Here is a 21,320-nt window from a genome sequence, read left to right as displayed (position 1 = left end):
ACTTGCAAATAACAACCAAGCTTGTCAATAGCAAGTGCGCTCCGAATCCACCCCAGGGCGGATGCCGCGGCATCCGCTTTTCCGTAGCGTGGTGCCCATGCCCGCACCGACTCGTCCGATCACCCCTCAGCAGCGCAGAGCGGATCTCATCCTGGCGGCTGTCGTCTTCGTCGCCGGCATCATCAGCGCCGTCCTGTCGTCGATCTCCGAGATCTACGGCGACGAGCAGGCGCCGCTTCCGTTCGCCGTGCCGTATCTCGTCGTCCTCGCCGCTCCGCTCGCCTTCCGCCGCGTGTGGCCCGCACAGGTGGCGCTCGTCGTCTCCGCCGCGTACTTCGTCGCCGTGACCTTCCGCATCCCCGAGCTGTACGCCGGCAACGTCGCGATGTTCATCGCGCTGTACACGGTCGGTGCCTGGATGACGAACCGACGAGCCGCGACGATCGTGCGCGCGACGATCATCGCCGGCATGTTCCTGTGGCTCATCATCACCATGTACCGCGACGCGATCGACACCGCCGACGAAGCCGACGTCATCGCCGGCGCGATGTCGCCGTACATCGCGTTCATGCTGCTGCAGCTGCTGGTGAACGTGCTCTACTTCGGCGGAGCGTACTACTTCGGCGAGCGCGCCTGGCACTCCGCGATGCAGCGTGCGGCCCTCGAGCAGCGCACCGCGGATCTCGAGCGCGAGCGCGAGGTCACAGCCGCGCAGGCCGTCGCGCTGGATCGGGTGCGCATCGCGCGCGAACTGCACGATGTGGTCGCGCACCACGTCTCGGTGATGGGGGTGCAGGCCGGGGCCGCCCGGGTTGTCATCGACGCCGATCCCGGTGAGGCGAAACGCATCCTGACGGGGATCGAATCATCCGCGCGCGACGCCATCGGAGAGCTGCGGAACCTGCTCGAGACGCTGCGCTCTTCGGAGGAGGATGCCGCCGACGCGGCCTCGACGCTCGATCTCGACGACATCACGGCGCTGGTCGCGGCCACGAGGGAAGCGGGCATCCCGGCCACCTACGAGGTCATCGGCGAACCGCGTCCCGTGCCTGCGATGGTCGCCGTGAACCTGTATCGCATCGCCCAGGAGTCGCTCACGAACGCGCGCCGTCACGCGGGTGCGGGCGCCACCGCCGACGTCCGGCTCCGCTACACGGATGCCGCGGTCGAGCTCGAGGTCGTGAACACCGGGCGCCGGGTTCTCACGGCCAGGGCCGGTCTCGGGCAGCTCGGCATGCGGGAGCGCGCTGCGGCCTCGGGCGGAACGATCGAATCCGGGCCGCGGGAACGCGGCGGCTGGCGGGTCCGCGTCAGCGTGCCGCTGGTCGCGTCCCTCGCCGGAGCGACCGCATGAGCGGCGAGATCCGCGTCCTCCTCGTGGACGACCACGCGATGCTGCGCGCCGGCTTCCGGACGATCCTCGACGCCCAGCCCGACATCACCGTCATCGGCGAGGCGTCGACGGGCATGGAGGCGGTGGCCGCGGCATCCGCTCTGGATCCGGATGTCATCTGCATGGACGTCCAGATGCCGGACATGGACGGCATCGAGGCGACCAGGCGCATCGTCGCCGCACCCGACTCGCACGCCGCGATCGCGATCGTCACGACGTTCGATCGCGACGACTACCTCTTCTCTGCTCTGGATGCCGGGGCCAGCGGGTTCCTGCTGAAGAACGCCGGCCCCGAGGATCTCGTCGCGGCCGTCCGGGCTCTGGCCGCGGGCGACGGGATGCTCGCGCCGGAGGTGACCCGGCGCGTGCTGCGGCGGTTCGGACGCGAGGACCCTGCCGCGCCGACACCGACACCGGCCGAGCCGTTCACCGACCGCGAGGCCGAGGTGCTGACGCTGATGGCCGAGGCCATGAGCAACGCCGAGATCGGCGCGCGGCTGTACATCGGCGAGGCGACCGTGAAGACGCATGTCTCCCGGATCCTGCAGAAGCTCGGAGCCCGCGACAGGGTGCAGGCGGTCGTGCTCGCGCTGCGCGGTGGGCTGGCATGATGCCGGGGATGCTCACGGCGACCGGAGTCAGCGTGGCCGTCGACGAGCAGGTGCTGCTGCCGACGACCTCGGCGACGATCGCGGCAGGCGGCGCGCTGGCGATCCGCGGCCCCAACGGAGCAGGCAAGACGACGCTGCTGCGGGTCCTCGCCGGCCTCACGCCCCCGTCGACGGGAGGAGTGACGTGGCAGGGGGAGCCCCTGCGGATCCGGCGCGCCGGGCACCGGGCGGCCGTGGCGGCGATGATCGGGATGCCCCCGCTGGCCCGCGACCTCACACTCGTCGAGCAGCTGCGCTTCGTCCGCGCGACCTGGGGCGACTCGGCCGCCGACGGCGAACGTGCGGCGCTCGAGGGACTCGCGGAGTTGGACATCTCCGCGCTCGCGATGCGCTACCCCACCGAGCTCTCCTCCGGACAGCTGCAGCTGTTCTCACTCGCCCTCACGTTCGCTCGCCCATGCCGAGTGCTGCTGCTGGATGAACCGGAGCAGCGACTGGATGCGCACCGCCGCGGTCTCGTGGCCGAGGCGTTGCGTCGGCGCATGGCCTCCGGGGTCGCGATCGGGCTCGCGACGCACAGCGGAAAGCTCGTGCGATCGATCGGCGCAGAGGTCCTGACGGTCGGCGACGCATCGTGACGGACGGCGCCTCCGAGCGCGCCAGGCTCGCCGCCGCGCGCACGGCCCGGCGCGAGCGCGCGGGACGACCGACCCGTGCCGACGCCGCCTACCTCGTGTACGTCGGGATCCTGGTCGCCGCCATCGCGGGCGTACCCGTCGTCCGCACGATCGTGCTGGCTCTGGCGACGCCCGAGGCGGTCGAGGCACTGACCCGACCGGCGCTCGCGCACATCATCGGCGTGCTCGGCGCCCTGCTCTGGCTCGGCGCCCTGGCGCTGGGGCGGGTGCGGGGGCCGATCGTGCCGACGCCGTTCACTGCATCGGTCGTCGGTCGCTCGGACATCTCACCGACGCGCGCGTGGGCGCGCCGGCTGACCCGAGCGACGGTGAGCACCGTGATCCTCAGCGGCGGGTTCGCCCTCCTGGCGGTCAGCGGCCTGCTCGCGAACGGCATCGCCGTGGGGCGATGCGTCGCGTTCGCCGCCGGTGCCGCGCTGTTCGCCGTCCCGGCAGTCGGGATCTGGCTGGCAGGGCAGTCGCTCGGGCGGCGCGGCAGGGGCCTGCTTGCGGCCGCTCTGATCGCGCAACTCATCGCGGTCGTCGCCGACGTCCCGTGGACCGCCGCGTCCGCCCTGGGTGCGCTCTGGAGCGGGTCGGATGCCGCGGCGGCGCTGCTCGTCCTCGGCGGCCTGGCGATCGTGGCGGCAGCCCTGCTGCCCGTCCTGCTCGGCCGGTTGCGTCCCGACAGTCTCGAGGCGCACGCGACGCGGTGGGAGGCCATGACGGTGCTCGCCGCGACAGGAGATCTCGCCGGGGCCGCCGACCGCACGCGCCCTCTGCCGACATCCGGCAGGCGGCTGCGCATCGCGATGAACCGGCCGCTTCTGCTCGCTGTGCTGCAGCGCGATGCCATCGGTTCGGTGCGCACACCGATGCGGTTCGCCGTCGCGCTCGTCGCTCTTGCCGCGTCGGGCGCGGGCTGGGCGTGGTTGGCCGGTGTCGGCACCGGACCCCGCTGGGTCGCGGCGATCAGCCTCGGCGTGATCGCCTATCTGGCGCTGGGCGCACTGATGGACGGTTGCCGCGAAGCGGCCGATGCGGCGGGGCGCCCTGCGCTGTACGGCGGGTCGGCGGGGCGGATGCTTCTGCTGCACCTCTCCTGGCCCGCACTGTGCGCGATCGTCGTTCCCGCCGCTGCTGCGTGGGGAGCGGGCGGCGATGTCATGACCCCGGTGGCCGTGCTCGGCGCTCTGCTCGTCGCCGTCCGTGCGTACGACACGACGAAGGGACCGCTGCCGATCGAGCTGATGATGCCGGTGCCGACGCCCGCCGGCGACGCATCGGCCATCGGCATCTGGCTCTGGCAATCGGATGCACTGCTGTGGACGGCCGCACTGGCCTTCGGCGCACTCGTGGCGATGTCGGCGGGCCCGTTGGCACTGCTGGCGTCGGCGCCTGTCGTCATCGCGCTGGGCGCCCTGACGGTCGGACGACTTCGCCGCGCGGCGGGATAGGCCCCGGCCGGTCTTCACACGCTCGGTGGACGGCTTCGACAGCCTCGCTCCCGAGCCCGAGCGTCCCACCAGCGCGAGCCCAACTCCCCGCGAGCAGGTCAGCGCGGACGGCGGCCCGCGATAACCTCGCATGCATGACCGGAACCGCCGTCTCGATCTCGCGCCCGATCACGGCGGGCATCGTCACGGCACTCGTCGGATTCACCAGTTCGTTCGCCGTCGTGCTCACCGGGCTCAGCGCCGTCGGCGCGTCTTCAGGCCAGGCGGCGAGTGGTCTGCTCGTCCTCAGCCTGACGATGGGGCTCGCCTGCGTCATGCTCGCCTGGCGGTACCGGATGCCGATCACCTCGGCGTGGTCGACCCCCGGCGCGGCGCTGCTCGCCGCCACGGGCACGGTCGAGGGCGGATGGCCGGCTGCCGTCGGCGCATTCCTCGTGGTCGCGGCGCTCATCATCGTCGCAGGGCTGTGGCCGGGGTTCGGTCGGCTGATCGCGCGGATCCCGGCATCCATCGCGCAGGCCATGCTGGCGGGCGTCCTGCTGCCGCTGTGTCTCGCGCCGATCACCGGCATCGCGGAGAACCCGTGGGGCGTGCTGCCCGTCGTGCTCACCTGGCTCGTGTTCGCACGGTTCGCGCCGCGATGGGCGGTTCCGCTGGCGTTCGTCGCGGCGGCCGTCGTCGTCGCGATCGAGCTGTTCCGAACGGGCGCTCATGTGGACCCGGCGCTGCTTCTCCCGCGCCTCGAGTTCACGGCTCCGACGTTCACGGTCGGAGCACTCGTCGGCGTCGCGCTGCCGCTGTTCGTCGTGACGATGGCGTCGCAGAACGTGCCAGGCGTCGCCATCATGCGCAGTTACGGCTACGACGTGCCCTGGCGTCCGGCGATGTTCGTCACCGGGATCGGCACGGCGGTCGGCGCGACCGCCGGCGGACACGCGATCAACCTCGCGGCGATCAGCGCGGCGCTGGCCGCCGCACCCGAAGCCGATCCGAACCCCGCCAGACGCTGGGTCGCCGGCGTCTCGACCGGGGCGTCGTATCTCGTGCTCGGCGGCTTCTCGGCGGCGTTCGCCGCGCTCGTGCTGCTGGCGCCGGCCGCGGTGATCCCGGCGGTCGCCGGTCTCGCCCTGTTCGCCGCCTTCGGCTCTGCGGTGCAGCAGGCCGTCGCGGAGCCCGCCGAGCGGATGCCCGCCGTGGTCACGTTCCTCATCGCGGCATCCGGCCTGTCGCTGGGCGGGATCAGCGCCGCCTTCTGGGCGCTCATCGCCGGGCTGATCGTGCGGGCGGTCCTCACCGCCGGCCGCTGAGCTCCGTCCGGCAGCGGACCCGGTGTCCGCCCCAAGGGGGATGCCCCGGCATCCGCTTCTTCGTAGCTTGGGAGCATGAGCACAGGAACCCTGCAATTGACAGGAATCATCAAGAGCTTCGGCGAGCGCCGTGTGCTCGACGACATCACCTTCCCGGTGGCCAGCGGCCACCTGACGGGCTTCGTCGGCGGCAACGGTGCGGGCAAGACGACCACGATGCGGATCGTTCTCGGCCTGCTCACCTCCGACGGCGGGTCCGTCACGCTCGGCGGAGCAGCGCTGACCCCCGAGATACGCCGGAACTTCGGGTACATGCCCGAGGAGCGCGGCCTCTACCCGAAGATGAAGGTGCTCGAGCAGGTCGCCTACTTCGCGCGACTGCACGGCTTCTCCAAGACGGATGCCGTCGCCCGATCGACCGCGCTGCTCGAGGAGCTCGGGCTCGGCGAACGACTCAACGACAACATCGAGGCGCTGTCGCTCGGCAACCAACAGCGCGCGCAGATCGCGGCATCTCTGGTCCACGACCCTGATGTGCTGATCCTCGACGAGCCGTTCTCGGGTCTCGACCCGCTCGCGGTCGACACCGTCGCCGGCGTGCTGCAGGAGCGCGCGGCGCGCGGTGTCTCCGTGCTGTTCTCGTCGCACCAGCTCGACGTCGTCGAGCGGCTCTGCGACGACGTCGTCATCATCGCCGGCGGGGTGATCCGGGCATCCGGACCGCGCGACGAACTGCGCCGACAGTACGCGGCCCCGCGCTGGGAGCTGGAGACCACGGGCGATGCCGGCTGGCTGCGCGACGAGCCTGGGGTCACGGTCATCGACTTCGACGGCGGCAGCGCGGTGTTCGACGTCGACGCGCCGGACACCGCACAGCGCGTCCTGCGCCGGGCGCTCGACGGCGGCGACGTCGGCCGCTTCGCACCGCAGCAGCCGACGCTCGCCCAGATCTTCAAGGAAGTCATCCAGCCGGCACCGGCTCACGAACTCGAGGAGGTCCGTTGATGTCACTCTCCGCACACCCCACTCTTTCGCCCGCGCAGGGGATCTGGCTGGTCGCCGAGCGCGAACTGTCGACCCGACTGCGCAGCAAGGCGTTCCTCATCTCCACCGGCATCCTGCTCATCGTCGCCCTCGCGGGCGTGATCTGGATGGGCATCGCCTCGAACACGACGAGCTCGACGCCGATCGCGGCGACGAGCGAGGCCGCCGCTCTCCTTCCCGACGGCGACACGTTCGAGGTCACCGAGGTCGCTGATCGCGAGGCCGCCACCGCCCTGGTGGAATCCGGCGACGTGGATGCCGCGGTCATCGCCGACTCGAGTGCGCCGACCGGGGTGATCATCATCGCGAACCAGTCGCCGCCGGATGCTCTGGTGAGCGTGTTCTCGCTCGCCCCGACCGTGGAGCTGCTCGACCCGAACGCGCCCACCTTCGGCATGCGGTACATCCTCGGCATGATATTCGGTCTCGTGTTCATGATGGCGGCGCTGAGCTTCGGTTCTCCGATTGCGACGAGCGTCGTGGAGGAGAAGCAGACCAGGATCATCGAGATCCTGCTGTCGGCGATCCCCGCACGCGTACTGCTCGCCGGCAAGGTCATCGGAAACACGCTGCTCGCGATCACGCAGATCCTGCTGCTCGTCGTCGTCGCTGCGATCGGCCTGATCGTGACCGGCCAGACCGACCTGCTGCAGGGATTCGGCGCACCGCTGATCTGGTTCGCCGTGTTCTTCCTGTTCGGGTTCGTGCTGATCGCGACGATGTTCGCCGCGGCCGGATCGCTCGTGTCGCGACAGGAGGACGTCGGCTCGGTCTACACGCCGATGATGCTCCTCGTGATGGCACCGTTCTACCTCGTACTGTTCCTCGGCGAGAACCCGACGGTCATGACGATCCTGTCGTACGTGCCGTTCTCGGCACCGGTCGCGATGCCGATCCGACTGTTCTTCGGCGAGGCCGAATGGTGGGAGCCGCTGGTCGCGCTCGCGCTGCTCGTCGCGACGTGCGCGCTGGTGGTGGGGCTCTCGGCCAAGATCTACGAGAACTCGTTGCTGAAGATGGGCGCACGGGTCAAGCTGGGCGAGGCGTTGCGCGCCTGAGCAGTGGCGGTGCGGCCCACACCACCGAGGGATCCGCCACCGCTGATGGAAGAAGAAGAGTGTCGGTCTCCTGCGCGGATGACCGGCACTTTTCCTCTTTCACGCGCGAGCCGCGCCCGGGACGTCGAGCGGGCGGCACCGCCACTAGCCTGGACCGTGCCGCCCTCGCGAGAAAGGCTCTCACCCGTGACGACCACCGACGTGCGCACCGCGCGCCCCCTCCTTTCCGGAGGCGCGATCAATCTTCGGCCTCTGGCGCTCGGTTACCGGGCGATCGCGCTGGTGCTCATCATCACCGGGATCGTTCGGGTCACCGGCATCCTCACCGCCACCCCGTCGTGGAGCAGCCTGCTGTTCTACACGATCATGAGCAACATCCTGTGCGCGGTGTGGATGGTGCTGCTGATCATCAGGACCGTACGGGATCTCAGGCGTGACGGCCGCTACGGCACGTCGACGCCGTCGGCCCGGCTCAGCGGCGCGGTGATGGAAGCGATCACCGTCACCATGCTGGTGTACCTCTTCGTGCTCGTTCCCGCCGCATTCAGCCAGCCGGGCACCTACGAGCCGTTCACGCTCACCGACAACCTGATCCACATCATCACCCCGTGCCTGCTCATCGCCGACTGGTTGCTGTTCGTGCACAAGGGTGCGTTCCGCTGGATCGATCCGCTGCTGTGGGCGCTCATCCCCTACGCCTATCTGGTGTTCGCGTTCACCTTCTCCGCGCTCGGCGGCGAGTTCGGCCCCGGCAAGAAGTACCCCTACCCCTTCATGAACGTCGACGCCCTGGGGATCGGCGGCGTCGCGACCCAGATCCTGATCCTCACCGTCGCGCTCGTGGCCGTCGGTTATGTGTACTTCGGTGTGGATCGGATGCTGGGGCGGGCATTCCGCTCGAAGGAGTGATGACCTGTTTCGTTCCGTGACCTTCGGAATATGCATTCAGGTGCATGCGTTTAGACTGGCGTAAGCGCGGACGACGGAGTCGGCACGGAACCCGACTTCGAAAGGTCACCCATGTCCACTCCTGTCATCGCTCGCACGGCCGACACGAACGCCCCTGTCCTCGACATCCTCGCGGAGCGCTGGAGCCCGCGCGCGTTCGACAACGCCACCCCGATCGACGAGGACAAGCTCGCGTCGGCACTTGAGGCCGCCCGCTGGAGCCCGTCGGCCAACAACACCCAGCCGTGGCGCTTCCTCGTCGCCCGTCGCGGCTCCGAGCTGCACGCGCAGATCCACGCCGGACTCATCGGCTTCAACCAGATCTGGGCCGGCAACGCGGCCGTCCTCATCGTCGCCCTCACCGAGGCGACGGATGCCGAGGGCAACGCCCTGAGCCACGCGCAGTACGACCTGGGTCAGGCCGTCGCGCACCTGTCGATCCAGGCGCACGCCGACGGTCTCGTCGTGCACCAGATGAGCGGCTTCGAGCCCGAGGCTCTGCAGCAGCTGCCCGGCGTCGAGGCGCGCTTCGTGCCGACGACCGTGATCGCGCTCGGCGAGTTCGGCGACGTCGAGTCGCTTCCCGAGGCCCTGCAGGAGCGCGAGGTCGCTCCGCGCGTGCGCCGCTCGCTCGACGAGACGGTGCTCGTCAGCGCCTGAGGTCTTTCCAGAGATATGAAAGAGCGCTTCACGGCCCTGGGCTGTGGAGCGCTCTTTCGTTCTCTACGCGCACACGCGGTCCGCGGAACGACGACCCCGTACCCGCGTCACCCGCGCAGGGCGAGCACGAACGGCAGCACTGCCGTCGCGCCGGCCTGGCGGAGCACGCGGGCGGCGACCGTCAGCGTCCACCGGCTGTCGGCCTGATCGTCGACGAGCAGCACGGGCCCTGCGGGAATCTCGAGCCCATCGGCGCTGAAGCGGTCCCAGATGCCGGCGAGCCGGAACGCGCTGTTGCCGCCTGGCTGCCCCGTCGGGCCGCCGTTCGCGAACGACAACGCTCCGATGTACGGCAGGCGCCCGACCTCGGCGAGACCCCGGGCGAGCGAATCCACCAGGAGGGGACGCGACCGGGAGGGCATCGCGACGACCGCGACCGGCCTCTCGTCCCAGCCCCAGTCGGCGAGCACGCGGACGCACGCGGCGAGCACCTGCGGGGTGACTGCGGCATCCGGCGCACCGGCGGCGAACAGCGCCCGCAGCGTCCCGCCCCACCCGAGGTCGGTGAGGCGCGCGAGCGCGCGTCCGTCGGCGGCCTGCTCCGTGGGGGCGATGCGGCCCTTCGCGGGGACGCCGAGCCGATCGGCCCCGGTCGGCCATGCCTTGCGCGGCTCGATCGGAACCCCGACGCGATCGAGCGATCCGGCCGCGGCCTCGGTCGCTGTCGTGCGGATCTCGCTGGGGAACCAGACACCGGCGCAGTTGTCGCAGCGTCCGCACGGGGCGGCGGTCTCGTCGTCGAGCGAGCGCTGGAGGAACTCCATCCGGCATCCGTCGGTCCGCTCGTACTCGATCATGTGCCGCTGTTCGGCGAGGCGCTCGGCCGCGATGCGCTCGTAGCGCTCGGCGTCGTACGTCCACGACTGCCCCGTGGCGACCCAGCCGCCCTGCACTCGGCGGACCGCGCCGTCGACATCGAGGACCTTCAGCAGCAGCTCGAGCGGCGTCCGACGGATGTCGACCATCGCTTCCAGGGCCGGCGTCGAGACCGGTGCGTCGCCGAGCGCGGCGATCACGCGTTCCGCCCGTTCCTGGTCGGGCATCGACGCCGTGGCGAAGTAGTGCCAGATCTCGCGGTCCTCCACGCCGGGGAGCAGCAGCACATCGGCGCTGTCGCTCGCGCGTCCGGCGCGGCCCACTTGCTGGTAGTACGCGACCGGTGAAGACGGAGCTCCGAGGTGCAGCACGAACCCGAGATCGGGCTTGTCGAAGCCCATGCCCAGCGCGCTCGTCGCCACCAGCGCCTTGACCTCGTTGCGCTTGAGCATCCCCTCGGACTCCGTGCGCTCGTCGGTGTCGGTCTGCCCGGTGTACGCGCGCACCTCATGCCCGTGCTCGCGCAGCAGCCGGGCGGTGTCGACGGCGGCCGCCACCGTGAGCGTGTAGATGATGCCGGATCCAGGCAGGTCGTCGAGGTGGCTGAGCAGCCAGGCCAGCCGACTGGCCGAATCCGGCAGCCGCAGCACGCCGAGGCGGAGGGATGCCCGGGCCAGTGGACCGCGGATCGTCAGCACACCGGCATCCGCGCCGGTGGCATCCGCACTGCCGGTGCCGAGCTGCTCGGCGACGTCGGCGACGACACGGCTGTTCGCTGTCGCCGTGGTGGCGAGAACCGGTACCGCGGCGGGCATCTCGGCGATGAGATCGCGCAGCCGCCGGTAGTCGGGGCGGAAGTCGTGCCCCCAATCGCTGATGCAGTGCGCCTCGTCGACCACCAGCATGCCGATGCGGCGCACCAGGGCAGGCAGCTGCTGCTCACGGAACGCCGGGTTGTTCAGTCGTTCGGGCGAGACCAGCAGCACATCGACCTCGTCCCGATCGAGCTGCGCGATGACATCGGACCACTCGTGCGCATTGGTCGAATTGATCGCGACGGCCCGCACACCGGCCCGTTCGGCGGCCGCGATCTGGTCGCGCATGAGCGCCAGCAACGGCGAGACGAGCACCGTGGGTCCGGCGCCCTGACGGCGCAGGAGCAGGGTCGCGACGAAATAGACCGCCGACTTGCCCCACCCTGTGCGCTGCACGACGAGTGCACGCCGTCGACCCGCCACCAGCGCCTCGATCGCCTCGTACTGCCCGTCATGGAACTCGGCATCCGGACGTCCGACGAGCTCGCGCAGCGCAGCGAGCGCGGCGTCGCGCGTGTCTGTGGCCGGGGTCGAGTTCGTCATGTCCCCACTCTGCCTCACCCGACCGACATGACCTGCAACCGGTCATAGGCTGAAGTCATGATCTCCCGTGAACTCGCCATCGCGCTGCGGGACGCCGGCCTGACCTGGCGGCCCGACAGCGGCGACCGGTTCCAGCTCGACCTTCCGGACGATGTCGAACTCGAAGCGGAGGCCGATGTCTTCACGGTCAGCGAGCTGACGATCGAGGCGCGGCGCACGCCGAGCGGTACGGACCTCGCCTTCAACGGCACGACCGAGTGGGCGCTCGACGCGGTCACTCTCGAGGATGCCGTGTGGCTGCCACGCGAGGATCAGCTGCGCGACCTCCTGCGCGGGACCTTCCGCCGGCTGGTGCGACTCGAAGACACGTTCCGCGTGGAGATCGAGATCGCCGGCGAGCACCTGCAGTTCGAGCATCCGGATCCGTCGGAGGCGTATGGGACCGCGCTGCTGGAACTCATCTCGCGATCGCACTGAACGCCCCGTGGTCAGCGACCGTAGGCGGCGAGGAAGACGTCCAATGCCTCCTCGACATGTACGGCGATGTCTCGTCCGCCCAGCGCCGCCTCATCACCGAGCAGCATGGCGCGGTTGACCGGCTCCCCCATCACGAGCCAGTTCAACTGCGTGGCCGCCCGTTCGGCATCCGGCGCCGCGAGCAGACCGGCATCGTCCAGCCGGCCGATGAGCGCGGCGCGGGCCGGATGTCGGGAGATTCCCCGCATGCAGGGAGATCCCCCGGCATGTCTTCCGACATCCGGGGGATCTCCCTGCATCCGTGCCCGGCCGACCGGGAGGCGATCAGCTCGCCGTGGTCAGCACGAGCCCGGACCCGTCGGCCGCGACATCCACGCGCACCGTGTCACCGTCGCGCACCCCGCCGCTCAGCAGGGCCGTGGCCAGCTTGTTCTGCACCTCGGACTGGATGAGCCGGCGCAGCGGCCGCGCGCCGAACAGCGGGTCGTATCCGCGCTCGGCCAGCCAGGACCGCGCATCCGGCGTGACGGCGAGGCTCAGCCGCCGCTCGTGCAGGCGCGCCTGCAGCTGGTCGACGGCGAGCTCGACGATCTGCGCGAGGTCGTCCTCGGTGAGCGAGGAGAACATCACGATGTCGTCGAGCCGGTTGAGGAACTCCGGCCGGAACGCCTGCCTCACGAGGGCCATGACCTGCTCCCGCTTCACCTCGGTCGACATCGTGGGGTCGATGAGGATCGGCGAGCCGATGTTCGACGTCAGCACCAGGATGACGTTGGTGAAGTCGACCGTCCGACCCTGCCCGTCGGTCAGGCGGCCGTCGTCGAGCACCTGCAGGAGGATGTCGAACACCTCCGGGTGCGCCTTCTCGACCTCGTCGAGCAGGACGACGCTGTACGGACGGCGACGGACGGCCTCGGTGAGCTGCCCGCCCTGCTCGTATCCGATGTAACCCGGAGGGGCGCCGACCAGGCGCGACACCGAGTGCTTCTCGCCGTACTCCGACATGTCGATGCGCACCATGGCGCGCTCGTCGTCGAACAGGAACTCGGCGAGCGCCTTGGCCAGCTCGGTCTTGCCGACGCCGGTCGGGCCGAGAAAGAGGAACGATCCGGTCGGCCGCCCTGGGTCGCTGATGCCCGCGCGCGAGCGGCGGACGGCATCGGACACCGCCTTCACGGCATCCTTCTGCCCGATCAGGCGCTTGCCGAGTTCGGCCTCGAGGTGGAGCAGTTTCTCGCTCTCGCCCTGAAGGAGCCGCCCGACGGGGATGCCGGTCCACGCCGCGATGACGGCCGCGATGTCCTCTTCGGTGACCTGCTCGTTGACCATGCGCGGCTCGGTGGATGCCGTCGCCTCGGCCTGCTCAGCCTCGGCGATGTCGCGCTCCAGGCGCTTGATCGTCTCGTACTCGAGCTTGGACGCCTTGGTGTAGTCGGCATTGCGCATGGCGAGGTCGCGCTGCGTGATCGCGTCGTCGAGCTGCTTCTTCAGGTCACCGACCCGGTTCAGGCTCTGCCGCTCGCGTGCCCAGCGCTCCTCGAGGACGGCCAGGTCCCGCTCGAGCTCCACGAGGTGCTCGCGCAGAGTGCTCAGCCGCTCCTTCGACGCGGCATCCTTCTCCTTCTTCAGCGCGAGCTCTTCGAGCTTGAGCCGATCGACCTGACGCTTGAGCTGGTCGATCTCGACCGGCGAGGAGTCGATCTCCATCTTGAGCCGCGACATCGACTCGTCGACGAGATCGATCGCCTTGTCGGGCAGCTGCCGGCTGGGCAGATACCGGTTCGACAGCGCGGCAGCGGCGACGAGCGCGCTGTCGGAGATCGTGACGCCGTGGTGCGCCTCGTACCGGCCCTTGAGGCCGCGGAGGATCGCGATGGTGTCCTCGACCGTCGGCTCGCCGACGTACACCTGCTGGAAGCGGCGCTCGAGCGCGGCATCCTTCTCGATGAACTCGCGGTACTCGTTCAGGGTCGTCGCGCCGATCATGCGCAGCTCGCCACGCGCGAGCATCGGCTTGAGCATGTTGGATGCCGCGACCGACCCCTCCCCGCCGCCGGCGCCCATGAGCACGTGCAGCTCGTCGATGAACGTGATGACCTTGCCGTCGGATTCGGTGATCTCCTTGAGGACCTGCTTCAGCCGCTCCTCGAACTGCCCGCGGTACATGGCACCGGCCACGAGCGCCGAGATGTCGAGGGTGACCAGCTCCTTGTCCTTGAGGGACTCGGCCACGTCACCGGCCACGATGCGCTGCGCAAGGCCTTCGACGACGGCGGTCTTGCCGACACCCGGCTCGCCGATGAGCACCGGGTTGTTCTTGGTGCGACGGGTGAGCACCTGGCTGACGCGGCGGATCTCGCTGTCGCGTCCGATCACCGGGTCGAGCTTGCCCTGCCGAGCGCGGTCGGTGAGGTTGATCCCGAACTGCTCGAGAGCGGACTGCTGGTCTTCCTGTGCCGGGTTGGTCATCTTTCCTCCTGCGGAGACTCCTTCAAAGTTGAGTGGTGTTGACTCAACTTTAGCAGGATCATGCCGGGCCGGCCAGCGGCGGTCAGATGAGGATCGGGAACGTCAGCATGATGATCGCGCCCGTCACTCCGACGACCATGGCGAGGCCGAGCAGCACCCACCGCACCCACATCGTCAGATCGCGCTGCGACATCGCAGTGAGGAACAGCACGAGGGCGAACAGCACGGTGAGCAGCGTGTAGTTGTCGCCGCGCTGATTGCTCTCCAATGCGTCGTCGAAGCGCGTATCGGCCCGCTCGGACAGCTCGGCCGCCTCTGCGCTTCCCGGTGGCACGTACTCCTCCATGACGAAGGGCCCGCGCTCGGTGCGGCCATCCGCGTCCCACGCCTCGAACGCCACGGCGAACTCGGGCGTGAACCGCTCCTCGATGAACGCCGTCAGCTCGGCATCCTGCGCGCGGTCGGCCTGCACCCACTCGGTCCAGATCGTCAGGTCGTACTGGCGCGCGTCACGCGCTGTGCCGTCGGCGACTCCGGCGTTGATGCGCGCGCCGGATGCCTCACTGAAGGCGATCGACATGTCGCCGCCCCACTTGGAGGACTCGAAACCGCACCAGGCGGTCAGGACGGCGGTGATCGACAGCACGAATACGGCGATGACGTCGAAGACGTCCCTCCGCTGCCTGGTCTTCTCGGTCATGCTGCGATTCTGCCCGATCCGCTGGGCGGACAGGAAGATCGCCGCGATGCGGATCCTCGCGGCGATCAGATTCCCCGCGCGACAGCCGTCAGTCGGCCATGCCCCGCCGCAGCAGACGCCCGCGCGGGGTCTCGAAATCGATGACCTCGCCGTGCAGGTACGTGCGGCGCACGATGCCGGCCAGAGGCTTGCCGTGATACGGCGTGAGCGGGTTCTTGTGGTGCAGCTTGCCCACGTCGACCACGTACGCGTCGTCGGCGGCGAACACCGAGAAGTCGGCGTCGTACCCCGGCGCGATGCGCCCCTTGCCGGTGAGGCCGGCGAACTGGGCCGGACGCTCGCTCATCCAGGACACGACGGTCGCAAGCTCCAGGCCGCGCTGGCGCGCTTCGGTCCAGATCAGCGAGAGACCGAGCTGCAGCGACGCGACCCCGCCCCACGCGACCGCGAAGTCGCCGTTGTCCAGATCCTTGAGATCGAGCGTCGACGGCGAGTGGTCGGAGACGATGAAGTCGATCGTGCCGTCCTCGAGGCCCTGCCAGAGCAGCTCGCGGTTCCCGGCCTCGCGGATCGGCGGGCAGCACTTGAACTGGGTCGCACCGTGCGGGATCTCCTCGGCGGTGAGCGTCAGGTAATGCGGGCAGGTCTCCACCGTGAGCTTGAGCCCGTCCTGCTTGGCCGTGCGCAGCATCGGCAGCGCGTCGGATGACGACAGGTGCAGGATGTGCGCACGTCCGCCTGTCCAGCGGGTGCGCTCGATCACCTCCGCGATCGCCAGGTTCTCGGCACCGCGGGGACGCGACGCCAGGAACTTCCCGTAGTCGTCGCCCTCGGGCTGCGGTGCGCGGTCGATCGCCCGCGAGTCCTCGGCGTGCACGATCATGACGGAGTCGAAGGTCGCGAGCTCGCGCATGTCCTTCTCCATCTCGTCGGCATCCAGCGGAGGGAACTCGTCGACGCCCGAGTGCAGCAGGAAGCACTTGAACCCGAAGACGCCGTCATCGTGCAGGTCGCGCAGGTTTTCGGTGTTGCCGGGGATGGCCCCGCCCCAGAACCCCACGTCGACGTGCACCTGGTCGCGTGCGACGCTGCGCTTGATCTCGAGCGCCTCGACGTCGACCGTCGGCGGGATGCTGTTCAGCGGCATGTCCAGGATGGTCGTGACGCCGCCGGCCGCGGCCGCGCGGGTCGCGGAGGCGAAGCCCTCCCACTCGGTGCGGCCCGGCTCGTTCACGTGCACGTGGGTGTCGACGAGTCCGGGGATCAGCGTCTCGTCATCCGCGAGCTCGACGATCTCTGCGCCCTGCAGGTTGTTGCCCAGCGGCTGCATCGCGACGATGACGCCGTGCCGCACGCCGACCTCCCGAGGACGGATGCCGGACGACGTCAGCACCCGCTCTCCGCGGATCACGAGGTCGTAGCGCTCACCCGTCGGGTCGTGCGACGCCGCGGCATCCTGCTGATCGTTCTCCTGCGACATGTCGCCCTTCCCTTCCGCCGGTCACGCCGGCGATCCTGCTGTGTCGATTGTGCACCCGCTCGCCGGACGCCGGACGTGAACCGGTGATCCGCTGGGGCGCGAGGGATGCCGCGGCTGTCAATGCCCCTGCAGCGAGCGCCCGATCTCGGCGCCGACCCGCACGAGCAGGTCGGCCGCGTTGGCCATGCTCCTCGCCGGGTCCGGTTCGAGCTCGCTGAGCGCGCGCACGTCGCTGAAGCCGGCGGCAACTGCCTGTTCGGCGCTCAGGGTCGTGCGTCCGCACACCGCGATCACCGGCGCTCCGGCCGCCCGAGCGGCGGCGGCGACTCCCATGGGGGTCTTGCCGCCGAAGCTCTGATCGTCGAGGCTCCCCTCGCCGGTGATCACCAGGTCCGCGCCGGCGATGCGGCCCGCCAGTCCGGTGAGGCGCTGCACGACCTCGATGCCCGGTTCTCGAGTCGCCCCGAGCACGGCCATCGCGGCGTAGCCGACGCCGCCGGCGGCGCCGGCGCCGGGTGACGTCGCGGAGGGACGCACACCCGGTTGCTCCTCCAGCAGTGTCGAGAAGCGCGCGAGGGCCGCCTCGAGGGCGGCGACATCGTCGGCGCTCGCCCCCTTCTGCGGTGCGAACACCGCAGCGGCCCCCCGGTCTCCCAGGAGCGGATTGTCGACGTCGCTGGCCAGCACGAACGTCGCGTCGGCGATGCGCGGGTCCAGACCCGACACGTCGACGGAGATCAGGTCGGCGAGAGCCGCGCCCCCGGCGCGCACCGGACGGTCGGCGGCACGCAGCGAGACGCCGAGCGCCTGCAGCATCCCCGCCCCGCCATCGGTGTTGGCGCTGCCGCCCACACCCAGCACGATCCGGTTGCACCCCCAGTCCAGGGCGGCGGCGATCAGTTCACCGGTGCCACGGCTCGTCGCCGTGAGCGGTGCAGGCTCCCCACCTGGCAGCTGATCGAGGCCGCTCGCGGCCGCCATCTCGATGACGGCTTCCGCTCCTCGAACCGCGAACGTGGCCGTCACCGGCTGCCCGACGGGTCCGGTCACGACGACCGCGACCGGCTCGAAACCGCAGGCGACGACGGCATCGACGGTGCCCTCGCCGCCGTCGGCGACGGGGGCCGCGTCGACCGCGGCATCCGGAATCACCGACCGGATGCCGCGGGCGAGCGCCTCGGCGACTTCGCCCCCCGTTGCCGAACCTTTGAACTTGTCCGACGCGATCAGGATGCGCATGGTGTGCCGCGAGCTCAGTCGAGCAGCGCGTAGATCGCCTCGGGAGCGTCGGCGGGCGACGTCGCGAGGTCCTCGAACTCGTTCATGGTGTCGAGATCGGCACCCATGGCGATGTTGGTGACGCGCTCGAGGATGACCTCGACGACCACCGGCACCTGGAACTCGTTCTTCAGCCGCTCCGCCTCCGCGAATCCGGCGGCGAGATCCTCCGGTCGCTCGACGCGGATCGCCTTGCAGCCGAGCCCCTCGGCGACCTTGACGTGGTCGACACCGTAGCCCTGGGCGACGCTGTTCGCGTCGTACGGGGTGTTGATGTTGTCGAAGGCGAGGGAGACCTCGTAGTCCATCTCGAACGGACGCTGCGACTGGCGGATCAGACCGAGGTAGCTGTTGTTCACGACGACGTGGATGTACGGCAGCTTGTGCTGCGCGCCCACGGCGAGCTCCTCGATCATGAACTGGAAGTCGTAGTCGCCCGAGAGCGCGACGACCTGCTGCTCCGGCTTGCCGCGCACGACGCCGAGGGCGGCCGGCAGGGTCCAGCCGAGAGGGCCGGCCTGGCCGGCGTTGATCCACTGGCGCGGGCCGTACACGTGCAGCAGCTGCGCGCCGGCGATCTGCGAGAGGCCGATCGTGGTGACGTAGGTGGTGTCGTGACCGAACGAGGAGAGCATCTCCTGGTAGACGCGGTGCGGCTTCATCGGCACCTCGTCGAAGTTGGTCTTGCGCTGCAGCCGCGCCTTGCGGTCGCGGCACTCCTGCGCCCAGCCGTTGTAGTCGGGCAGTTCGGCGACGCGGTCGCGGGCGGCTTCGAGCAGCGCGTCGATGAAGGCGCCCGCATCGGAGACCACACTGTAGTCGGGCGCGAACACGCGGCCGATCTGGGTGGGTTCGATGTCGACGTGCACGAACGTGCGGCCCTTGCGATAGGTGTCCAGGCCACCGGTGTGCCGGTTCGCCCACCGGTTGCCGATGCCGAGCACGAAGTCGCTCTCCAGGAAGCTCGCGTTGCCGTAGCGCTGCGAGGTCTGGATGCCGACGAGGCCGCCGGCCAGCGGGTGGTCGTCGCCGATAGCACCCCAGCCCATCAGGGTCGGGAACACGGGCACACCCAGGGTCTCGGCGAGCTCGACGAGCTTCGCGGAGGCGCCGGAGTTCACGATGCCGCCACCGGCGATGATCGCGGGATGCTTCGACGCGATGAGCATGTCGAGCACCTTCTCGGCCTGCGCACGCGTCGCCGTCGGCTTCGCGACGGGCAGGGGCTCGTAGGTGTCGATGTCGAACTCGATCTCGGTCATCTGCACATCGAACGGCAGATCGAGCAGCGCGGGTCCGGGGCGTCCTGAGCGCATGATCTGGAACGCCGTCTGGAAGGCACCGGGGATCTGCCCCGCCTCGAGCACGGTCTTGGCGAACTTCGTGACCGGCTTCGCGATCGACGCGATGTCGACGGCCTGGAAGTCCTCCTTGTCGAGCTTGGCGACCGGGGCCTGCCCGGTGATGCACAGCATCGGGATGCTGTCGGCGATCGCGGCGTAGAGGCCGGTGATCATGTCGGTGCCGGCCGGGCCGGAGGTGCCGATGCAGATGCCGATGCGGCCGTCGCCGGTGCGACTGTAGCCGTCGGCCATGTGCGATGCGCCTTCGACGTGGCGGGCGAGCGTGTGTCGGATGCCGCCGCTACGGCGCATCGCCGAGTACAGCGGGTTGATGGCGGCGCCGGGAAGACCGAACGCCTCGGTGGCGCCCTCCTTCACCAGGATCTGGACGATGGCGTCCACTGCGCGCATGCGGGTCATGAGATGTCCTTACCGGAGAGTTCGTTGGTGAGCTTGAAGAGCCCGGAGTGGTCGAGTGCGCCATCGCCGCGCGCGACGAGCGCGGTGACGAGCTGGGCGACGGCCGAGCCGAGCGGAACGGTGACGCCGGCCTGTCGTGCGGCGGCGGTGACGATGCCCAGGTCCTTGTTGTGCAAGGCGAGGCGGAATCCGGGGGCGAAGTCGCGGTCGAGCATCTTCTGGCCCTTCTGATCGAGGACCTTCGAGCCGGCGAGTCCGCCGCCGAGAACCTTCAGCGCAGCATCCGTGTCGACGCCGTACGCCTCGAGGAACACGATGGCCTCGCTGAGCGCCTGGATGTTGACGGCGACGATGAGCTGGTTCGCCGCCTTGACGGTCTGGCCGGCGCCGGCAGGGCCGACGTGCACGATGGTCTTGCCGATCGCGTTCAGCACCGGCTCTGCGGCCGCGAAGTGCTCGGCCGCGCCGCCGACCATGATCGACAGGACGCCGTCGATCGCGCCCTGCTCGCCACCCGAGACAGGTGCGTCGACGACGCCGAAGCCAGCGGCCACAGCCTCCTCGGCGAGTTCCTTGGCGACATCGGGGCGGATCGAGGAGTTGTCGATCCACAGCGCGCCCGCCTTGGCATTCGCGAAGACGCCATCCGGCCCCTGCACGACGCCCGCGACATCCGGGGAGTCGGGCACCATGGTGATGATGACGTCGGCGTCCTTCACGGCGTCGGCGACGCTGTTCGCGCCGGTGCCGCCGGCGGCGACGAGCTTGTCGATCGGCTCCTGGCTGCGGTTGTAGCCGGTCACGTCGAATCCAGCCGTGACGAGGTTCTTGGCCATGGGCAGTCCCATGATGCCGAGGCCGATGAAAGCGATGCTGGTCATGTCTTGCTCCTCTGCGGGAAGTGGTGGTCAGGCCTGCGCGGTGGCAGCGGTCCAGGCGAACGGGTCGGCCTGCGTGGCCTTGTACTCGAGGCCGACGACTCCCTCGTACCCGCCCGCCTGCGCGTCGGCGATCCACTGCGCGAGCGGCAGGTCGCCGGTGCCCGGTTCGCCGCGTCCGGGGGCGTCCGCGATCTGGATGTGGCCGAACTCCGCTGCGTGGCCCGCGACGACCGCGGCGACGTCGTCTCCGTTGACGGCCAGGTGGTAGAAGTCCGCGAGCAGGCGGATGTTGTCCACACCCTGCTCGTCGCGGACGCGCTCGATGATCGCGAGGGCGTCGGCGGCGGTCTTGACGGGGTAGGCGTCCGCACCGCTGACCGGTTCGAGCAGCACGATGCCGCCCAGCTCGGCGACGGCGCGGCCGGCGATCGCGAGGTTCTCGACCGCGAGGTCGTCCTGCGCCTGGGCGGAGACGCCCTCCTGGCGCAGGCCGTACAGCGCGTTGAACGCCTTCGTGCCGAGACGCTCGCCGATCGCGACGACGACGTCGACATTGGCGCGGAACTCGTCCTCGCGGCCGACCCACGAGACGAGGCCCCGGTCGCCGGCCGGCATGTCACCGGCGAAGAAGTTGAGACCGGTCAGCTGCACCCCGGCATCCTGAATCGCGCCGACGAATCCTTCGATCTCGGACTGCTCCGGGATCGCGACGGACCAGGGCCACCAGAACTCGACCGCGTCGAAGCCGGCGGCCTTGACTGCGGCCGGGCGCTCGAGCAGCGGCAGGTCGGTCAGCAGGATCGAGGCGTTGACGGTGTAGCTCATGAGATCATCCTTGATTTCGGATTGTGGAAGAACAATTCCTAGTAGTGAAAAGAATACG

19 protein-coding genes are annotated in these 21,320 nt (G+C 69.8%); 10 read left to right on the top strand and 9 right to left on the bottom strand.

Going from position 1 to position 21,320, the window contains the following annotated elements; translation table 11 throughout:
- Positions 1 to 97 precede the first annotated feature (97 nt).
- The 9 genes from M2317_RS09460 to M2317_RS09420 all read left to right on the top strand — a co-directional run bounded on the left by M2317_RS09460 (position 98) and on the right by M2317_RS09420 (position 9,155).
- Positions 98 to 1,354 (top strand): sensor histidine kinase, encoded by a 1,257-nt coding sequence (locus tag M2317_RS09460; RefSeq protein ID WP_429459495.1) that lies wholly within the window; start codon positions 98 to 100, stop codon positions 1,352 to 1,354.
- Positions 1,351 to 2,004 carry a response regulator gene (locus M2317_RS09455; RefSeq protein WP_429459494.1) on the top strand — a complete coding sequence of 218 codons (654 nt, stop codon included), beginning with the start codon at positions 1,351 to 1,353 and terminating at the stop codon, positions 2,002 to 2,004. Before M2317_RS09460 ends, M2317_RS09455 begins: the two co-directional genes overlap by 4 nt.
- Before the next feature lie 8 nt (positions 2,005 to 2,012).
- The gene (locus tag M2317_RS09450; protein WP_429459492.1) at positions 2,013 to 2,642 is read left to right on the top strand and encodes an ABC transporter ATP-binding protein; all 630 of its coding nucleotides are present in this window, start codon (positions 2,013 to 2,015) and stop codon (positions 2,640 to 2,642) included.
- Complete coding sequence (locus M2317_RS09445; RefSeq protein WP_429459490.1) at positions 2,639 to 4,138, top strand: hypothetical protein; 1,500 nt, start codon at positions 2,639 to 2,641, stop codon at positions 4,136 to 4,138. The genes M2317_RS09450 and M2317_RS09445 overlap by 4 nt, the downstream gene beginning before the upstream one ends.
- Positions 4,139 to 4,272: 134 nt before the next feature.
- Complete coding sequence (locus M2317_RS09440; RefSeq protein ID WP_429459488.1) at positions 4,273 to 5,445, top strand: benzoate/H(+) symporter BenE family transporter; 1,173 nt, start codon at positions 4,273 to 4,275, stop codon at positions 5,443 to 5,445.
- 75 nt (positions 5,446 to 5,520) lie between these two features.
- Positions 5,521 to 6,450, top strand: a complete 930-nt coding sequence (locus M2317_RS09435) for an ABC transporter ATP-binding protein (RefSeq protein WP_429459486.1) — start codon at positions 5,521 to 5,523, stop codon at positions 6,448 to 6,450.
- Positions 6,450 to 7,547 (top strand): ABC transporter permease, encoded by a 1,098-nt coding sequence (locus M2317_RS09430; RefSeq protein ID WP_429459483.1) that lies wholly within the window; start codon positions 6,450 to 6,452, stop codon positions 7,545 to 7,547. The genes M2317_RS09435 and M2317_RS09430 overlap by 1 nt, the downstream gene beginning before the upstream one ends.
- 186 nt (positions 7,548 to 7,733) lie before the next feature.
- Complete coding sequence (locus M2317_RS09425) at positions 7,734 to 8,456, top strand: Pr6Pr family membrane protein (RefSeq protein WP_429459481.1); 723 nt, start codon at positions 7,734 to 7,736, stop codon at positions 8,454 to 8,456.
- 111 nt (positions 8,457 to 8,567) lie between these two features.
- Positions 8,568 to 9,155: a nitroreductase family protein gene (locus tag M2317_RS09420; RefSeq protein WP_429459479.1), complete on the top strand. Its 588-nt coding sequence runs from the start codon at positions 8,568 to 8,570 to the stop codon at positions 9,153 to 9,155.
- A gap of 107 nt (positions 9,156 to 9,262) precedes the next feature.
- Here the strand turns inward: M2317_RS09420 and M2317_RS09415 are convergent, their stop codons facing one another.
- A complete protein-coding gene (locus M2317_RS09415) occupies positions 9,263 to 11,389 on the bottom strand; it encodes a DEAD/DEAH box helicase (RefSeq protein WP_429459477.1) in 2,127 nt (708 codons plus the stop codon).
- A gap of 57 nt (positions 11,390 to 11,446) precedes the next feature.
- Here M2317_RS09415 and M2317_RS09410 point away from each other — a divergent pair, with 57 nt between their 5' ends.
- Positions 11,447 to 11,866, top strand: a complete 420-nt coding sequence (locus M2317_RS09410) for a pilus assembly protein CpaE (RefSeq protein WP_429459475.1) — start codon at positions 11,447 to 11,449, stop codon at positions 11,864 to 11,866.
- 11 nt (positions 11,867 to 11,877) lie between these two features.
- Here M2317_RS09410 and M2317_RS09405 read toward each other — a convergent pair whose 3' ends face one another.
- The 8 genes from M2317_RS09405 to M2317_RS09370 all read right to left on the bottom strand — a co-directional run bounded on the left by M2317_RS09405 (position 11,878) and on the right by M2317_RS09370 (position 21,262).
- Complete coding sequence (locus M2317_RS09405; RefSeq protein ID WP_429459474.1) at positions 11,878 to 12,114, bottom strand: TetR/AcrR family transcriptional regulator C-terminal domain-containing protein; 237 nt, start codon at positions 12,112 to 12,114, stop codon at positions 11,878 to 11,880.
- A 76-nt stretch (positions 12,115 to 12,190) separates the two neighbouring features.
- The gene (locus M2317_RS09400) at positions 12,191 to 14,335 is read right to left on the bottom strand and encodes an ATP-dependent Clp protease ATP-binding subunit (protein ID WP_429459472.1); all 2,145 of its coding nucleotides are present in this window, start codon (positions 14,333 to 14,335) and stop codon (positions 12,191 to 12,193) included.
- An 82-nt stretch (positions 14,336 to 14,417) separates the two neighbouring features.
- Complete coding sequence (locus tag M2317_RS09395; RefSeq protein ID WP_429459471.1) at positions 14,418 to 15,035, bottom strand: hypothetical protein; 618 nt, start codon at positions 15,033 to 15,035, stop codon at positions 14,418 to 14,420.
- A gap of 88 nt (positions 15,036 to 15,123) precedes the next feature.
- Entirely contained in the window at positions 15,124 to 16,515 is a 1,392-nt protein-coding gene (allB, locus tag M2317_RS09390) for an allantoinase AllB (RefSeq protein ID WP_429459469.1), read from the bottom strand.
- A 117-nt stretch (positions 16,516 to 16,632) separates the two neighbouring features.
- A complete protein-coding gene (locus tag M2317_RS09385; RefSeq protein WP_429459467.1) occupies positions 16,633 to 17,754 on the bottom strand; it encodes a glycerate kinase in 1,122 nt (373 codons plus the stop codon).
- Between the two features lie 14 nt (positions 17,755 to 17,768).
- Complete coding sequence (gene gcl / locus M2317_RS09380; protein WP_429459466.1) at positions 17,769 to 19,556, bottom strand: glyoxylate carboligase; 1,788 nt, start codon at positions 19,554 to 19,556, stop codon at positions 17,769 to 17,771.
- Positions 19,553 to 20,437 carry a 2-hydroxy-3-oxopropionate reductase gene (locus M2317_RS09375; RefSeq protein ID WP_429459464.1) on the bottom strand — a complete coding sequence of 295 codons (885 nt, stop codon included), beginning with the start codon at positions 20,435 to 20,437 and terminating at the stop codon, positions 19,553 to 19,555. Before M2317_RS09375 ends, gcl begins: the two co-directional genes overlap by 4 nt.
- Before the next feature lie 27 nt (positions 20,438 to 20,464).
- The gene (locus M2317_RS09370) at positions 20,465 to 21,262 is read right to left on the bottom strand and encodes a hydroxypyruvate isomerase family protein (RefSeq protein ID WP_429459462.1); all 798 of its coding nucleotides are present in this window, start codon (positions 21,260 to 21,262) and stop codon (positions 20,465 to 20,467) included.
- Positions 21,263 to 21,320: the final 58 nt, after the last annotated feature.

The sequence above is a fragment of the Microbacterium sp. ZKA21 genome, from assembly GCF_050434165.1.
In the GTDB taxonomy this organism is placed as follows: Bacteria; Actinomycetota; Actinomycetes; order Actinomycetales; family Microbacteriaceae; genus Microbacterium.
This window is presented reverse-complemented; position numbering and strand designations above follow the sequence as displayed.

Excerpts from the sequence above, each read along its gene's own strand:
- M2317_RS09375 (WP_429459464.1), bottom strand. The coding sequence starts at position 20,437 with ATGACCAGCATCGCTTTCATCGGCCTCGGCATCATGGGACTGCCCATG.
- M2317_RS09400 (WP_429459472.1), bottom strand. The coding sequence starts at position 14,335 with ATGACCAACCCGGCACAGGAAGACCAGCAGTCCGCTCTCGAGCAGTTC.
- M2317_RS09435 (WP_429459486.1), top strand. The coding sequence starts at position 5,521 with ATGAGCACAGGAACCCTGCAATTGACAGGAATCATCAAGAGCTTCGGC.
- M2317_RS09395 (WP_429459471.1), bottom strand. The coding sequence starts at position 15,035 with ATGACCGAGAAGACCAGGCAGCGGAGGGACGTCTTCGACGTCATCGCC.
- M2317_RS09440 (WP_429459488.1), top strand. The coding sequence starts at position 4,273 with ATGACCGGAACCGCCGTCTCGATCTCGCGCCCGATCACGGCGGGCATC.
- M2317_RS09385 (WP_429459467.1), bottom strand. The coding sequence starts at position 17,754 with ATGCGCATCCTGATCGCGTCGGACAAGTTCAAAGGTTCGGCAACGGGG.
- M2317_RS09450 (WP_429459492.1), top strand. The coding sequence starts at position 2,013 with ATGCTCACGGCGACCGGAGTCAGCGTGGCCGTCGACGAGCAGGTGCTG.
- M2317_RS09405 (WP_429459474.1), bottom strand. The coding sequence starts at position 12,114 with ATGCGGGGAATCTCCCGACATCCGGCCCGCGCCGCGCTCATCGGCCGG.
- M2317_RS09460 (WP_429459495.1), top strand. The coding sequence starts at position 98 with ATGCCCGCACCGACTCGTCCGATCACCCCTCAGCAGCGCAGAGCGGAT.
- M2317_RS09430 (WP_429459483.1), top strand. The coding sequence starts at position 6,450 with ATGTCACTCTCCGCACACCCCACTCTTTCGCCCGCGCAGGGGATCTGG.
- M2317_RS09455 (WP_429459494.1), top strand. The coding sequence starts at position 1,351 with ATGAGCGGCGAGATCCGCGTCCTCCTCGTGGACGACCACGCGATGCTG.
- M2317_RS09420 (WP_429459479.1), top strand. The coding sequence starts at position 8,568 with ATGTCCACTCCTGTCATCGCTCGCACGGCCGACACGAACGCCCCTGTC.
- M2317_RS09415 (WP_429459477.1), bottom strand. The coding sequence starts at position 11,389 with ATGACGAACTCGACCCCGGCCACAGACACGCGCGACGCCGCGCTCGCT.
- gcl (WP_429459466.1), bottom strand. The coding sequence starts at position 19,556 with ATGACCCGCATGCGCGCAGTGGACGCCATCGTCCAGATCCTGGTGAAG.
- allB (WP_429459469.1), bottom strand. The coding sequence starts at position 16,515 with ATGTCGCAGGAGAACGATCAGCAGGATGCCGCGGCGTCGCACGACCCG.
- M2317_RS09370 (WP_429459462.1), bottom strand. The coding sequence starts at position 21,262 with ATGAGCTACACCGTCAACGCCTCGATCCTGCTGACCGACCTGCCGCTG.
- M2317_RS09410 (WP_429459475.1), top strand. The coding sequence starts at position 11,447 with ATGATCTCCCGTGAACTCGCCATCGCGCTGCGGGACGCCGGCCTGACC.